Consider the following 16443-nt stretch of genomic DNA (forward strand, 5'->3'; position numbering starts at 1 on the left):
ATAATTTAAAGGATCCACTATGCAAAAGACCACCTTAGCACTCATGATGGGAGCAAGCCTATTATTTGCTATGAGCGCTTGCCAGCCTCCAGCGGATATGCCAGAAACATCAGACAACTCAGACACAACAGTATCAACGTCCACGCAAACTGTAAAACAGCCAAACACACAACCATTAATAGAAGCAAAAACGCCAAGAGCATTAACTAATGCATTGGTAGAATTGTCCGAAAAACAGCTAACAAATAAACTGGTTTGCACCAAGCTCAGTAATGCTATGAAAGACATTGATGATAAAAGTAAAATTGAAGATATTCATGCTATCCAACGACAATTAAATGCTTGCTTGCCAATTGCTGATAACGTCGAAATACTGCAATGGCTGAAGGAATATCAAGCGCTGTACGGACGCTTTTTGGGGTCTACTGATTATATGGACAACGAAGGCTTTTACGATGCAGTAGATACCATGGAACAAGGCAAAAGATTATCCGTTAAGCAACTAAAAGCCCTGAGCCCACGTAGACGATATCTCATTGAACTGGTGCAGAGTAACGCTGACGTTAGCGTGCTGGATGTAGGCGAAGGCATGTTTATGTTTCATCATGACCTAAAGGCGATGGCAGGCCTATTTATCCCCTATCTACCCAACGACCAAGCCAAGTTTATTCAGCGTATGGCAATAGACAATCAAGATATCTTTTGGAATGATGCGGCGGTTGCGGTCTCTTTTAACGAAGTGGTTGCACGCGCTGTGTTTTGGGAGAATTATATCCAGCGCTACCCAAAAGGTTATTTTAGCCAAGATGCCAAATATTTATTAGATCTGTATCGTTATGTCCTCTTTTTTGGTTCAGACAATACTCAATGGACAGACGACGCTATTCATGAGTTTTTGGAGCCCGAATACAAGCGAATGATAATGCAATTAACTAAGCGCCCTAATAGTATCTTGGCTCAAGACGCTCAAAAGTTTCTTAAATTTGCCGTGCTGTCCGATAGCGAGCGTCAGAAAAAGTACCCCGTGCCAAGTAAAGATGATAATGGCTATAAGATAGACGATTGGGCAATTCCACGCTATCAGCTAACAGAAGCGCTGCCAATACCTTCACCATGGGAAAATAATGATAGAAACTGCTTACGTAGCGTGATTTGTGTAGATTATAACGTTGAATAACGGTGTTGATTGCCACAAGCCAATCGTCCGTTAATAGCGTGAATGCAATAATAATAAATTTATGCCTGATACACTGTTGCTTGCTTGCATCGCATCGCATTACACATCAGTAAGAATGAATGTATTTAATCTAAAAAGGACGAATAAATAAATGAAACTACGCATCTTAAAGTCTGCTGTGACTAACCCTTGGTTTAACCTTGCGACCGAGGATTGGATATTCCAAGCGCTTGGCTCTGATCAAAAAGCCCCTGATACGCACACGCTATTCTTATGGCGTAATGCGGAAACTGTGGTCATTGGGCGTTCGCAAAACCCTTGGGTAGAATGTAAAACCGATAAAATGGCCGAAGACAATGTCTTTCTAGCTCGGCGTCAAAGTGGTGGCGGGGCTGTATTTCATGATTTGGGCAATACCAACTTTACCTTTTTATCGCCTAAAGAGGGCTACGATCAAACAGCTAACTTTACCATCATTATCAATGCGCTAAAAAAATTAGGCATAGACGCCACGCTGTCTGGCCGTAACGATATGCAAGTTGGTGATCGCAAGATATCAGGCAGCGCCTTCAAACATACAGCTGACCGAAGCTTCCATCACGGCACTTTACTGGTGAACGCCGACATGCAAAAGCTTGGCGATTATCTCAATCCGCACCCATTAAAATTAAAAGCAAAAGGTATCAAGTCCGTCCGCTCGCGTGTCGCAAACTTAGTTGAATTCAATGAAGACATTACTCACGACACGCTCTCTACAGCGATCATCGAGGCATTTTGTGAGTACTATGGGCAAGAAGCTAATGTAGAAGAGTTGGATGAAGCCAGTCTCGCCAAGCAGCCTACTCTGAATAAATACTATCAGCAAATGTCAGACTGGGATTGGCGCTTTGGCAAAACCCCTGAGTTCTCGCATCGTATCGAAACTCGGTTTGATTGGGGAATGATTGATTTACATATGGATGTGAAACAAGCAGTGATTGAAGAAGTGGTTATTTTCTCTGATGCGTTAAATGTTGAGTTGATTGATACCTTAAAAGAGTCACTGACAGGAATTAAATATAATAAGGGTGATATCAGAGCTAAGCTTGATGGGTTGAAACAAGCGCAACCTGATTTGGCAGCGCAAGTTGATGATTTTTGTGGCTGGTTGGTTGGCGAGATGGAGAGTTAGGGTTTTTGGGTTTGTTGGAATATGAATTTTTCCGTAGTATCGTAAATATAAATTAAAACTTCACAGCTAAATCTTTTTAGACAATAATAAATTATAAGGGTTTTTTATGAAATACTTACACGCCATGATTAGAACCAATAAACCAGAGGACACCTTATTCTTTTATTGTGAGCTTATGGGATTGAAACTTCTTAGGAAGAAGGATTCTGAAGCAGGTAGATTCAGCTTGTACTTTTTAGCGACTCATGAAGGCGCTCCAGAGATTGAGGTTACTCATAACTGGGACGAGAAAGAGTATACCAACGGCGACAACTTTGGGCACTTTGCCTTTAGAGTCGATAGCATATATGAGCAATGCGAAAAATTTATGCAAGCGGGTGTCGATATATTAAGACCGCCTAGAGATGGGTATATGGCTTTCGTTAAAGACCCTAACAATATCTCAATTGAGCTACTGCAAGATGGTGAGCGATTAGAACCTATTGAACCTTGGATTTCGATGGAAAATATTGGGAGTTGGTAAGTAGGTAAGGCTAGATTAAGCTTCTTAAGCTTTCATAAGTATTAAGGGTTAAACGCAACCTACCGTTAGATATCTAAAGATTTGGTATATTACGCTTGAGCTAGTCCGCCCTACATTTGATTACTTTATTAAATTTTTAAGAGTTTAATTTATGAGTGCATCTAAACAAAACACTGAAGACTTTAAGTTTATTATTAATGAAGCAATAAGGTTAATTCAATTAAGAAATCAATCCTATAAATTATATAAAAATGACTTTGATAGCGACTTCCACTTAATGACAGCTGCTTTAGATCCACCTCGGGATATTGTTGAAATAAACCCTCAACAAAGGCAGTTTTTACTTTCATCAAAAGCACAAAAAAAACTGCGAAATATTGCCACTAGACAAATTAAATCAAATGGCTTACTTAATGCTATTACTGTAAACGAATTCACTCTTGATATTAGAGATTCAATATATATACATATAAAAAACTCTGGAAAACTTGACTCATCTGGATTTTCATCACTACTATCTAAAGCTCGTAAAAGAGCAAACAATAAAATGCAGGAAGTAACATACTTCTTTCCTTTTAATGCACCTAGCCTCAGTCCTGAAAAAGAGATACAGATAGGTAGTGTAAAAATAATTCACAAAGATAGTATTTACGCAAAAGTCAGCGATAATAGTAACTATGATCTCTTCGTAAATAATAATAATAGAAACAGCTTTAATTGCCTGCTCAGTATTACTATACCAAAGTGCTCGAATAAAATTAGTAAAAATCGAGCGCAAAATACTGCGGAATTTATATTTGGTGTGATTAAGGTTTTCACTACTTCTTATAAGCTTAAAGCTAATCAGATAAACTTAATTAGCCACCCTACTAAAAGTAATATTAACCATTATATTGCTAACAAGAATGATGACTACTGGATTGGTGGTTCATATTCATTTGGCGAAGATTTACAAGATTTCTGGAAATTTTTTGAAGAAGATTTAGAAAAAGATTTAGGGCTCGTGATTAAAAAACTTACATTGCAAGCAGTATCCCCTAGTAATAAAGAGTGTTTGGCAGACCGTTTAATTGATGCTTTTTATTGGTTTGGTGATGCTTCTAGAGACACTAACAGTAGCGCCCAAGTTGTTAAGCTGGTCACAGCAATGGAAAGGTTAGTAACTGTGAAAGATAAAGAGAAAAATGAAGGTATAACAGAAAACTTTTGTCGCAGAGTTTCTTGCTTAATTGCTATATATCATAATGAAATTAACGAGTGGTATAACAAAGCCAGAAAGGTATATAACTTAAGATCAAATTTTGTTCATGGGTCAAAAAGCATTTACAAGACTTATGAAACAGATCTAGGTTTTGACCCGTTTCAACTTGCGTGTCCAACTATACTTTCTGCATGCATACTATTTTACAAGATAGGTTTAGAACTTAGCCCTTATGAAGAAAAATTAAAAAACATATATTTTGAATTATCTGAAATATGTGAAAATGAGAAATACAAAATGAAAAAAAATATTAATTTATAGAATTATAATGATGGGTTAGGCAGCTGCTAACCCACCCTAAACTTTAATCTATCTACTAAATCCCCGCCGCAACCTCCGCGCCATCACGAATCGCACGTTTGGCATCCAGCTCAGCCGCCAGTTTTGCGCCACCAATAAGATGATATTGCGCGTCAGGTGCATCACCAACATTTGGCATCAGCTCCACCACTGACTCCTGACCGGCACAGACCACCACGCTATCGACTCGTAACAGCTGACTTTGACCTTGGTTATTGGTTATCCAAATGCCCTCGGCTGTGATTTTTTCATACTGCACCCCCGATACTTGGATAACACCATGCGACTTAACATGGGCGCGATGTACCCAGCCAGTGGTTTTATTGAGACCTCTGCCCAAACGTCCTTTGGTACGCTGTACCAGATACACTTGCCGAACGGGCGTAATCGCTTCAGGTTTAATTAAGCCACCCTCGCTTTGATAATTCAACTCTTCGGTCACGCCCCACTCTTCACGCCATTCGCTAACTGATTGGGCTTTTGGACGGTAGCTTGGGTCTTTTAGGGTTTCAGGTGCCAGCTCATCTAACGCCTGACCATGATTAGCGGTGAGATACTCACTAACATCAAAGCCAATACCGCCAGCACCAATCACTGCAATGGTATTACCAACAGATTTTTGCCCTGATAGCAGCTCTGCATAGCTCATCACTTGTGGCATATCAGCGCCCTCTAACGTACCCGCTAGACTTCTGGGCACCACACCAGTAGCTACGATGACATGGTGGAACTTGCCAGCTTCAAGCAGTGCTTTATCGACCTTAGTATTCAGCTTAACCTCAACGCCTAAATGCTCAAGCTCATTAATATAGTAGCGAATGGTCTCAAAGAATTCTTCTTTACCAGGGATAACTTTGGCATAGTTAAACTGTCCACCCAAGATATCTTTGGCCTCAAATAAAGTCACTTCATGTCCGCGCAAAGCTGCCACATGTGCTGCTGACATTCCCGCTACTCCGCCACCGATAACGGCCACCTTTTTAGGCTTTTTAGTCTTCTTATAGACCAATTCAGTCTCGTAGCAAGCTTGTGGATTGACCAGACAAGTGGAGCGTTTACTCTCAAAAGTATGATCGAGGCACGCTTGGTTACAGGCGATACAAGTGTTAATACGGTCGGCTTCACCATTTTTAGCTTTATTAACCCAATGTGGATCGGCTAGGAATGGACGCGCCATTTGAATCAAATCTGCTTGGCCACTAGCGACAATTGCTTCTGCGGTGTCCGGCATATTAATACGGTTGGCTGCCATTACCGGAATGCTAACGTGCTTTTTTACCTCAGCGGTGAAATCCACAAAGGCGGCACGCGGCACGCTAGTGACAATCGTTGGTACGCGCGCTTCATGCCAGCCAATACCAGTATTGATAATAGTCACGCCAGCGGCCTCTAACGCTTTAGCAACGATGATGACTTCATCCATGACGTTGCCGTCTTTGACCAAATCAATGACTGATAAGCGAAATAGGATAATAAAATCCTCACCAGCAGCAGCGCGAACGGCTTTGACAATATCAACCGCCAGCTTCATACGTCCTTCAATATCACCGCCATAAATATCTTTGCGCTTATTCACATGGCGTGATAAAAACTGATTAAGCAGGTAACCTTCAGAGCCCATAATCTCGACGCCGTCATAACCGGCTTGCTCGGCTAAACGTGCAGCACGTGCAAAATCATCGACCGTCTGTTCGATATTTTTAATGCTCATTTTGCGCGGTTTAAACGGTGAGATTGGTGATTTAATCGGGCTGGCTGATACCACAAATGGGTGGTAGCCGTAACGTCCACTATGCAAGATTTGCATGATCATTTTGCTATCATATTTGTGCGCCGCGCGAGTGACGCGTTGGTGGTTGATGACATCCAGCTTACTATTCATTGTGCCGCCGGCCGGTAGCAACCAACCTTCACGATTAGGCGAGATACCACCAGTAATCATCATCGCCGCGCCGCCTTTGGCACGCTCAGCGAAATAGGCAGCAAGCTTGCCGTAGTTATAAAATCGGTCTTCTAAGCCAGTATGCATCGAGCCCATAACTACGCGATTCTTTAAGGTGGTAAAGCCTAAATCTAATGGTTGGAACAAATGCGGGTAGCTTTCGGATACTTTCTCAGATTCGTTCTCGTAGGTATTGGCAGCATTATTAGTTTCAATACGCTCGCTATTTTCAATACTTTTTTTTGCTTGGCTGGCGGTATTCAGGGAGGCAATCATCTCATTATCCTTATGAATCTATGGGTTATTATTCTAAAAACAGCTCAAAAATCAGTATTCGTTCTATCGTAACATAACGGCTTTATTAGCAGCTACGCAGACAGGCGACTGATGAGTGGGCACTATATTATTAGGGTCTATTGCTAAGCAAACTTATAATGTCCCAAAGTTAAATAAACCTCACAAATCAGACTTATTTCTTTGATGCCTTTGCTTATAATGGTTAAGCGACTAAGTAAACTGCTATAGTTATAAAGTGGCTAGAAAGCAATTAGAACCAAAATATGATAAAGGACTATCTCTATGACCGACTTCCATACGGGACTTGGCAAAAATCCTGCCAACTATCAACCGCTGACTCCTATTGATTTTATTATCCGTAGCGCACAAGTTTATCCTGATAAGACCGCTATTATTTACGATGACTTTGAGCATAATAACCTGACCCAAACTTGGCAGCAGACCTATACGCGCTGCCGACAATTGGCGGATGGCCTACGTAAATTGGGTATCGATAAAAATGATACCGTCGCAGTCATGATGCCCAATACTCCAGCGATGGTTGAGTGTGCCTTTGGCGTGCCGATGTCAAGTGGGGTTCTTTGCACCCTAAATACGCGGCTCGATATTAATGCGCTGACCTTTTGTCTGCAACACTCTGAAGCCAAAGTCTTAATCATGGACAGTGAGTTTGCGAATCTTGCGGAGATTATCGATGAGACTTTCCCTAATTTAATCGTTATCCATGCGACCGATGCCGCGGTTGATATTGAGCGTTTTGGACAAATGAGCTATGAAGAACTGCTTGCCAGCTCTGACAGTTTAGATAATTGGGAGAAGCCATTAGACGAATGGGATGCCATATCACTCAACTATACTTCTGGCACTACTGGCACCCCCAAAGGCGTGGTCTATCATCATCGCGGTGCGGCACTGAATGCCGTCTCAAACATTTTAGATTGGGATATGCCTAAACACCCGATGTATCTGTGGACGCTGCCTTTATTCCATTGTAATGGCTGGTGCTTTCCGTGGTCTATCGCCGAGCGTGCCGGCGTTAACGTCTGCCTGCGTAAGATGGATGCCGATTTAATTTTGCAGCTGATTGCCAAGTATAAAGTCAGTCATTATTGCTCAGCGCCTGTGGTGCACAACATGCTTGCGAGTGGTAAACCTGAGCTTAAAGATGCTATCAATCACGAAGTCAAAGGTTGGGTTGCCGGAGCCCCGCCATCAGAGACGATGCTGGCAGCAATGGAAGATATGGGCTTTAATATCACCCATACTTACGGCCTTACCGAAGTATATGGACCAGTGACTATCTGCGCTGAGCAAGAAGAATGGCGCGATCTTGATATTGCCGAACGTGCGCAAAAGAAATCTCGCCAAGGCGTAACCTCGCATTTAATGACCGGTTTTGATGTGTTTAAACAAGGAACAATGGAACCAATAAAAGCCGATGGCGAAGAAATGGGCGAGTTAGCCCTACGCGGTAATATGGTGATGAAAGGTTACCTCAAAAGCCGCAAAGCTACCGAAGCCGCATTTGCTGGCGGCTGGTTCCGCACGGGTGATTTGGGCGTTAAATACCCGGATGGCTATATCAAAATTATGGATAGACTAAAAGACGTCATCATCTCCGGCGGTGAGAACATCTCTAGTATTGAAGTCGAAAATATCTTATATAAACTATCTGAAATTCAAAGTTGCGCCGTGGTTGCCGCACCCGATGATAAATGGGGCGAAGTGCCAATTGCCTTTATTGAGATTTATGACGGCAGTACCTTACAGCGCGAAACGGTTATTGAACATTGCCGCCAACACTTAGCGGGCTTTAAAGTGCCCAAGCATATTATCTTTGCCGAAATACCTAAGACCAGTACGGGTAAAGTGCAAAAATTTGAGCTGCGCCAAGCCGCCAAATCTTTGGCACATGAAACGTCTAAAGCCTTGCGTCAGCCAAAATAAATAGCTCGTCAATATCTTTTAATAAAGAGCTGGTCGATATAGATTTAGTAAAGATAAGCGAGCGACTTTGAGAGCTTGTGAACAACGGAGTCAAGCGCTCTTTACTAAATCTTTATTCTTAAGAAATAATTTTTATATTTAATAAATTATAAAAATATCAGTATATTCACATTCAAGTTTTCTCAGTCTCTTTATTAATCAAGCTTCGGCTCAAGCCACTGATATATCACCATACCAACCACCATCGCAGGAACGAACACATAGGCTTGCCACTGTCCAGTACCGAGCAATACTATCCCTGGTCCTGGGCAAATACCGACCAAGCCCCAACCAATACCGAATAGTATCGCACCGATTAATAGCTTTTTATTAATGGTCGTACTGGTGGGCATGTCAATTGGGGTACCAATCCAGCTGTTGCGCTGACGCTTAGCCAGTTGCACACCAACGATGGCCACCATTAATCCGCCGCCCATGACTAGCGCTAATGAGATATCCCAAGCCCCAAACACGTCAAAAAACCCTTGTACTTTAGCAGGGTCAGTCATGCCCGATATCAGTAAGCCAAACCCGAATAATAACCCTGCCACTAACCCAATTATATTTTTTAGCATTGTCGTCTCTTATTGTCATTGTCTTTTATTATTAATATTAAAATCTGTTGTAGAAGATTTTTTATTATCAAAATACGCTATGTATCAGTAAGCGTTTAAATCAGCCCAAGCACATGCCGGCCAATATAAACGGTGATAACGCCAAACAGCATAAAGGTCACCGTCGCCGCCATTGAACGTGGCGACAAGCGCGCATTACCGCAAATACCATGACCACTAGTACAACCTGAACCTAAACGCGTACCAAAACCAACCAGCAAGCCCGCACCAATTAATAATGGTAAGGAGCTGGTCATTTGCATGATAGGAAGCGGTGCAACCAGTCTGTATAACAAGGGCGAGACAATAAGTCCGAGTATAAAGAGGACTTGCCATGGCTCTACCCGTTTGGGTTTGAGTAGGCTGGCACCAATACCGCTGATACCCGCAATGCGTCCAATACCTAATAGTAAGATGACGGTCGCCACCCCCAACATCAAACCCCCGACTAACGAGATCGAGGTAAATGCCTGCCAGTCTACTTGTATACTCATAATGGATTACCTAGCCTAATTTTCATCAAGTATTGATTTAAAATTCTATTTATAAAAATACATTATATAATAAAGTATAATAAAAAGGTAAAAAAATACTGAACCCAGTATTTATAACAGGGGCTCAGTATTTTTCTTAGTACTAGTTGTCTATATTATTCAGCAAATTATCTGCCAAATGAATAAGCTTATTTTGCCAATACTTTTTCAAGTACTGATTCAAAGCGCTCAACGGCACCGTCAACATCAGTCAATTTATCTAAGCCAAATAGACCTAAGCGGAAAGTTTTGAAGCTCTCAGGCTCGCCACATTTAAGCGGAACACCGGCTGCGATTTGCATGCCAAGCTCAGCGAACGCGGTACCTTTATGCATGTCATCACGACTGGTATAAGAAACCACAACACCTGGGGCTTTATAGCCTTCAGCTGCAACGCTCTCAATACCTTTGTCTTCTAGTACTTTACGGATACGTTTGCCCAATTCCCACTGCGCGTCACGTAGTTTCTCGAGGCCAACTTCTTTGGCTTCATTAATAGTGTCACGGAACTGACGTAGGCTATCAGTAGGCAACGTTGCATGATAAGCATGACCGCCATTCTCATAAGCGCGCATGATGTTTAACCACTGCTTAAGATCAAGACTGAAGCAGTCTGACTCAGTGCTGTCTACTTTCTTAACAGCCGCGTCGCTTAACATAACGAGACCGGCACAAGGTGTGCTGCTCCAGCCTTTTTGCGGGGCACTGATCAGGACGTCAATACTAAGATCTTTCATATCAAGCCAGATACAACCTGATGCGATAGCGTCAATAACGAGCAAGCCACCAACGCTATGTACTGCTTCGCCTAGGGCTTTGATGTAATCTTCTTGTAGAATAATGCCCGCTGAAGTTTCAACGTGTGGTGCAAAAACAATCGCTGGCTTAGTTTCTTTGATTTTAGCAACGGCTATTTCAATATCAACTGGTGCAAATGGTTTTGGCGCATCTGTTTCTTCAGTGCGATCGGCAGCCAATACAGTAGAAGATTTAGCAATATTGCCTTTATCAATGATTTGCGTCCAGCGATAGCTAAACCAACCATTACGGATGATTAGGCAATCTTGGTCTTTAGCCAATTGGCGGGCAACCGCTTCCATGCCATAAGTACCAGAACCTGGGACAATAGCCACGGCATCAGCGTTATAAACTGATTTTAGGTTGCTAGATAAGTCATTCATCACTTTCTGGAAAGCTTTTGACATGTGATTTAAAGAGCGGTCAGTATAAACTACTGAATATTCTGATAAGCCTTCTGGATCGATATCTTGACGTAATGCTGACATAGGACATTCCTTGTTTGTTGTTGGATTATTTAGAGGGTATTACTAGTTGGGCACAGCTAAAATCTGAATATAACCATACGAAGTGACACAAAGACACTGGATATTGTTATAGGTACTACTAGCTATCGTTACTGCTAAGGGTGTTGCTAGAAGATACTACTCGGGTATTACTAGAAGGTACGACGTGGGATTGACGATATAGCACTTTATCCTAGCGCTATTGCCGTTAGTAAATGTATGTCTGATGCAATATTGCATATGACATCAGCGTCGTTATAGTTGCTGCACGGCGGCAGGCAGAGGATAACGGGCTGGTTTAGCTAATGTCCATTTTTTAACTAATATAACTTTTAATTAATCTAGATTTTCGACTGCTACTTGCAGTTTGACGACATTAAATACAATGCTAGTAGCTGACAACAGTTATAACATGACTAGATATTTCAGTTGATAGCAGACTTAATTAACAAAAACGATAAGACAAGTAAGCGCTTTTTGCTGCTTATCTTATCGTTTTATGGCCACATAAACTTTAGCTACATGAACCTAAATTTATAGACTCAGACCAATCATGACCACTTGATATTAACATTGATTCTCAAAGTTAACAATGGTCTGTTGCTATTTGCGCCGGCGATAAGCGTCATGTAACCCTGAGACCACAAAATTAAGCAAGTCACTATCGCCCTCGCGTGCCGCCTTACGCATGAGCTTCGATGGTGCGTGGCTTAGCGTCTGGGTCAGACGCCGCGATAATTCAGTAATGACTTCCTCAGCACCGACCTCACCTCGCTCAAGCTGGGCAATGGAGGCGTTCAATAGCTGCTCTACTTGCTCGTGAGTACGCATGCGATATTGCTGAATATCAGTACCCACTTGGCGTACCTGAAAGCTGCGTTCCATCTCAACCACTAACTGGCTCACCAACAGTTCGGCATCAACCGCTGCTTGCCTGCGCTGCTCGAGGTTGCCGGCGATAACATGCTGCAAATCATCAACTGAATAAAGATAAACGTCATCCATCCGGCTAATGGTCGAATCAATATCGCGCGGTACGGCCAAATCAATCATCAGCATTGGCTGATAACGGCGACGTTTAAGCGCTTGCGCCGTCATATTTTTATTAATCAGTATGTCCATACTGCCGCTACAGCTGCTGATAATGTCCGCCTCTGCCAAAACTTGCGGCAGATCTGCTAGCGAGCAAACATCCACCTGCCGGTTAGGTTGACGCAGCGCAGCAGCTAGAATCTCGGCGCGCTCAGGACTACGGTTGCAGATAATAATCCGCCCAACCCCAAGCCCTGCGATATGAGTAGCCACTAAGCGATTCATCTCGCCTGCAGCCACCACCAATAAGGTACGACTGGGTAGATTATCAAAAATCTGCGTCACTAATTTTGCAGCAGCAAAGCCTAGTGATACCGCATGTGCACCCACATTAGTTTCATTACGCACCCGCTTGGACGCCGCGAATACCTGATCAATAATCCAGCTCAATTGACTGCTCAATGCGTGCTCAGACTGCGCCAAATGTACAGACTGCTTAATCTGACCGAGTATCTGCGGCTCACCTAATATCATTGAGTCCAGACCTGCTGCTACCCGTAACCAATGGGTGAGCGCATGGGTGTCACGGTGCACATACAGATACGGATCAATCTCAGCGAGCGGTAACTTTTTAAAGTCAGCCAACCATGTCTTAATATGAGTGATATGGTCATTCATTGCCGCGGCCGTAACTCCGAAGCTTGCCGTGATATCAGTTTTATTACTCGCTTGAGTGCTCTTAGACTGGCCATTAGCGGCTGGGAGGTTATCAGCTTGCGGTACCAGCGCATAGATTTCAGTACGATTACAGGTCGACACAATCACACTGCCATCAGTAAAACCTTTGAGTTGCCCAAGCGCGGCATTCAAATCCTCACCCACAAACGCCAGTCGCTCACGTAGAGCGACTGGTGCGGTTTTGTGATTGACCCCAATGACCACTAATCTCATTATTGATAGACCATAAACATAACGCTCACTTACTTGCTATGCCGCCGCTTTGTCGTTAAAAACAGATTCTAAAATTTGTTTTCAGGAAAACTTTAAAAGTCATTAGAAATCCTTGTTAACAACAGCTTTCAGCGCACGGCCAGCAGACACAAATTATTGCGTCATTCATGCGGCGTTATAGATTCGAATAGGTTAAAAAACAGATACGGTAAATATAAAACCGCCTATTATATCATTGTTACGGGTTTTATTTAATACTCACCGTAGCGCCCCTGTGCTAATTGTCTGTATTTGGGCTAACGCGCTACAAATCAACACCGATTTACTAACGATTACCAATCTTATAGTGATAGGTGTAACATGAGTGGTGTTGTTTACTAACGCTGTCCACTTCTATAATACTTTTGTTGCATATCAAATAAGCTGTATCTTAGTAAGATTAGAACTCTATAACGTCTTCACAATAATGGCTTTATAGCAACCAGTATCTTTATGGGCGAACAACATTATCTATGACTTTTTTTGGCTTTCAGTTCCACTTTATTCCTATACATAAGCGCCAGTCTAGCTCTCAAATTTTATTGCCAGCTATTATGAATAGGCTGCGACTACGCCGCAAGCGAGCATTATTGTTGGCCGCCTTTCTGTGCCTTGGTACACCTGCCCACGCGCACCTACTTAGTCCGTTGTTTGATGCTTTATTGCCTGATAGCTTATCATCTAATAGACCCTCATCGAAAAATTCAAAACTACAAACTAGCACTACTCAGAATAATAGCGTGAGTGAGACAACCGACAACAACAATTTTTACCGCAATAATGATAAGGCACAAACCGCAGGACAGCTGGTAAATGTGAAGGGCTTGCCAGCTCTCACAGTATTAAAGCCTATGCTGAATGAACCTAGCCTCTATGCGCTGTTAGATGCTGAGTTTGCCGCTGCTCGCGGTAATGATCGTCGTGCCGTTGCTATCTATAAACAACAGTCATTTAAAGAAGATGCCACCGTTGTCTTTGAGCGAGCGCTAGGTTTATCGCTGCGCAATGAAGATATCGACAGCTCGCTACAGTTTGCTAACACTTGGCTAGACCAAAATCCTGACCATGTCCCCGCGTGGTTTTATGTGGCGCATTTAGCTTTAAAGGCGCATAACTATAGCTTAGCTGGCGAGACCTTAAATCGTATTTTACGTTATGATCCACGCGCAGATTTGAGTGAAATATTAATTGGTATTTATCCTAATACCGACAGTGATCAGCGCGAGCTGCTTGCCGCCCTGCAACCTATTGATAGTGAACAAAACGCCTCATTGTCGGTACTAAAAGCCGGACTACTCTATCAATTTAATGAACCAGAAGTAGCACTCGTGCATATTGAGCGCGCCTTAGTGCGGCAGCCGGATTATGTGCCTTTTATCACTTTAAAAGCAGATATCTTACGCAAAATCGAACCGCCGCCAACGGTCCTTAATTATGTCAACCAAGCGCGTTTGCGTAATCCAGGTAGCAAAAACCTCTATCTATATGAGATTCGCTATTTGCTCGATCTTAAACAAAGTACAGAGGCGTGGGAGCTGTTACTTGAGGCGCATAATCGTTTCGACGATGATTCTGAGATTACTTTATTAGCTGCGCTGGTGAGTTTAGATATTGAAGAGTATCGCAGTGCAGATCAACTGCTTAATATGCTGGCAAAAAATCCCAACTATCTCGATCAAGCTTATTACTACTTAGGCATTAGTGCTGAGCGTCAGCAGCGCTTTGAGCAAGCCAAATACTACTTAAATGGCGTCATGCAAGAAGATTTGGTGCTGGCAGCGCGTAAAAAAGTCGTTGCTTTTGAGCTGCTTAATAATAACGTCGATGCCGCTCTAGCAACCCTACAGACTTTGCGCCAGCAATTTGAAGTCTTTGCCCCTGAAAGCTATGTATTACAAGCGGATGTTTTATGGCAGCAAGGCGAGGCGGATGAAGCCCTGCGTCTACTCACTCGTGCCAGCCGCAAATATCCTAACAGCGAGGTGATATTATTTGCTCGTGCCCAACTGCTTGATGACGTAAAGGATTATGTGATCAAGCGTACCTTACTCAATCACTTGCAGGCGCTAGACCCAAGAAACTTATCTTATCAGCTGAGTTTCGCGCAATTATTATTATCCAATGACCGCAGCTCTGAGCAAGGATTAAACTTGGCAACCGCCATTATACAGATTCACTATGATGACCCGCGCTATGCTAATGAGTTGCATCTGCAAGCGTTAAATGTGCTGGCCAGCAGTGCCTTGGCTAACGACGAATACGCCCAAGTTATCAACTATCTACAGACGCCGTACGATGTATTACCAACGCTGCGTTCAGGCGAATTGTTACTACGTGCCTATCAAGGTTTGGGCGACAGTGACAGAGTCGAGGCGCTATTGGCTGATTTACAGCAACGCTTCTCATTTGGACAGCATAATGTTAATGACCGGATTCAGCTGTATTAAATAGCGTTTACTAATGATTATTTATTAGTAGTTATCTATTAGTGATTATCTATTAGTGATTATCAATTATACAAGCGACTGGTAAGAAAACAATAACAGGCCATAACTGAGTAACAAAAAACGGTTAAGCTAAGCTGTTAAAAATTAAGAATTAGAAACTTTTAGATTTGCACATTTTGAGGAAAAACCATGTCAGCTATACATACGAGCCTACATAGAATCACAAATAAAACTACGAAATTAGCCACGTTTGGCGCGCTTACGGCGATGCTGGCATTTACCGCCGGTTGTCAGTCGCTACCGGGCACCACTGCCACCAGCAAGCCTACGCCTACTGTCCAAGCCCAGAAACTCGATAACTTTAATATTAACGGTAAAATCGGTGTCACTATGCCAAAAAGCACACCTGCAGATACTGGTACTGATGTTGGTACTGAAGGCGGCAGTGCCTTTTATGCATGGGGTCAACAAAACGAGCGTTTTGCCATTGAATTGATAGGTGCACTGGGTATTGGTAAAACCAATATTGAATATGACGGCCAAACCGCAACTTTGGTCAGTGAAAAAACCGGTACTCTTACCGCTAATAATCCTGAAACTTTGCTACAAAAAGCCACCGGCTGGCAAGCGCCTATCTCACAAATGCCGTATTGGATTTCTGGTCGTTCTGCCCCATCAGATAGCGCCCCACAAGTCGATGCCCAAAACCGTCTAATCAGCTCAGTCAATGGCGCATGGACTGCAAACTTTACTTATAAAGGCAACGATAAGCTGCCTAATAAAATCAGCGCCGTACAGTCCCAAGGTCAAAAGGTGGTCATGACCATCAATCACCAAAACCGATAAATAAATCACTATTTCATTAA

12 protein-coding genes are annotated in these 16443 nt (G+C 42.7%); 7 read left to right on the top strand and 5 right to left on the bottom strand.

The features are described 5' to 3' along the window. The first annotated feature begins 19 nt into the window (after positions 1–19). The 4 genes from JMY06_RS00270 to JMY06_RS00285 all read left to right on the top strand — a co-directional run bounded on the left by JMY06_RS00270 (position 20) and on the right by JMY06_RS00285 (position 4393). The gene (locus JMY06_RS00270; RefSeq protein WP_201615490.1) at positions 20–1177 is read left to right on the top strand and encodes a hypothetical protein; all 1158 of its coding nucleotides are present in this window, start codon (positions 20–22) and stop codon (positions 1175–1177) included. Between the two features lie 151 nt (positions 1178–1328). Continuing rightward, positions 1329–2348, top strand: a complete 1020-nt coding sequence (locus JMY06_RS00275) for a lipoate--protein ligase (RefSeq protein WP_201615491.1) — start codon at positions 1329–1331, stop codon at positions 2346–2348. A 106-nt stretch (positions 2349–2454) separates the two neighbouring features. After that, positions 2455–2871, top strand: coding sequence for a VOC family protein (locus JMY06_RS00280; protein WP_201615492.1), 417 nt, complete (start codon positions 2455–2457; stop codon positions 2869–2871). 151 nt (positions 2872–3022) lie between these two features. Beyond that, positions 3023–4393 (top strand): HEPN domain-containing protein, encoded by a 1371-nt coding sequence (locus tag JMY06_RS00285; RefSeq protein WP_201615493.1) that lies wholly within the window; start codon positions 3023–3025, stop codon positions 4391–4393. A 55-nt stretch (positions 4394–4448) separates the two neighbouring features. Here JMY06_RS00285 and JMY06_RS00290 read toward each other — a convergent pair whose 3' ends face one another. Then, positions 4449–6650, bottom strand: a complete 2202-nt coding sequence (locus JMY06_RS00290; RefSeq protein WP_227672085.1) for an NADPH-dependent 2,4-dienoyl-CoA reductase — start codon at positions 6648–6650, stop codon at positions 4449–4451. 303 nt (positions 6651–6953) lie between these two features. On the opposite strand from JMY06_RS00290, the gene JMY06_RS00295 reads away from it, so the two are divergent. Next, entirely contained in the window at positions 6954–8618 is a 1665-nt protein-coding gene (locus JMY06_RS00295) for an AMP-binding protein (protein WP_201615494.1), read from the top strand. A gap of 194 nt (positions 8619–8812) precedes the next feature. Here JMY06_RS00295 and JMY06_RS00300 read toward each other — a convergent pair whose 3' ends face one another. From JMY06_RS00300 to hemA, 4 genes are all read right to left on the bottom strand, one after another. Further along, the gene (locus tag JMY06_RS00300; protein WP_201615495.1) at positions 8813–9232 is read right to left on the bottom strand and encodes a DUF6691 family protein; all 420 of its coding nucleotides are present in this window, start codon (positions 9230–9232) and stop codon (positions 8813–8815) included. Between the two features lie 95 nt (positions 9233–9327). Continuing rightward, entirely contained in the window at positions 9328–9765 is a 438-nt protein-coding gene (locus JMY06_RS00305) for a YeeE/YedE family protein (protein WP_201615496.1), read from the bottom strand. 188 nt (positions 9766–9953) lie between these two features. Beyond that, on the bottom strand, positions 9954–11090 hold the full coding sequence (locus JMY06_RS00310) for an aminotransferase class V-fold PLP-dependent enzyme (RefSeq protein WP_201615497.1): 1137 nt from the start codon (positions 11088–11090) through the stop codon (positions 9954–9956). Positions 11091–11711: 621 nt separating this feature from the next. Then, positions 11712–13091 carry a glutamyl-tRNA reductase gene (hemA, locus tag JMY06_RS00315; RefSeq protein WP_201615498.1) on the bottom strand — a complete coding sequence of 460 codons (1380 nt, stop codon included), beginning with the start codon at positions 13089–13091 and terminating at the stop codon, positions 11712–11714. Positions 13092–13684: 593 nt separating this feature from the next. On the opposite strand from hemA, the gene JMY06_RS00320 reads away from it, so the two are divergent. Beyond that, the gene (locus tag JMY06_RS00320; protein WP_227672086.1) at positions 13685–15577 is read left to right on the top strand and encodes a tetratricopeptide repeat protein; all 1893 of its coding nucleotides are present in this window, start codon (positions 13685–13687) and stop codon (positions 15575–15577) included. 189 nt (positions 15578–15766) lie between these two features. Beyond that, the gene (gene lolB, locus JMY06_RS00325; protein WP_201615500.1) at positions 15767–16423 is read left to right on the top strand and encodes a lipoprotein insertase outer membrane protein LolB; all 657 of its coding nucleotides are present in this window, start codon (positions 15767–15769) and stop codon (positions 16421–16423) included. Positions 16424–16443: the final 20 nt, after the last annotated feature.

This window comes from Psychrobacter urativorans (assembly GCF_904846675.1).
Taxonomy (GTDB): domain Bacteria; phylum Pseudomonadota; class Gammaproteobacteria; order Pseudomonadales; family Moraxellaceae; genus Psychrobacter; species Psychrobacter urativorans_B.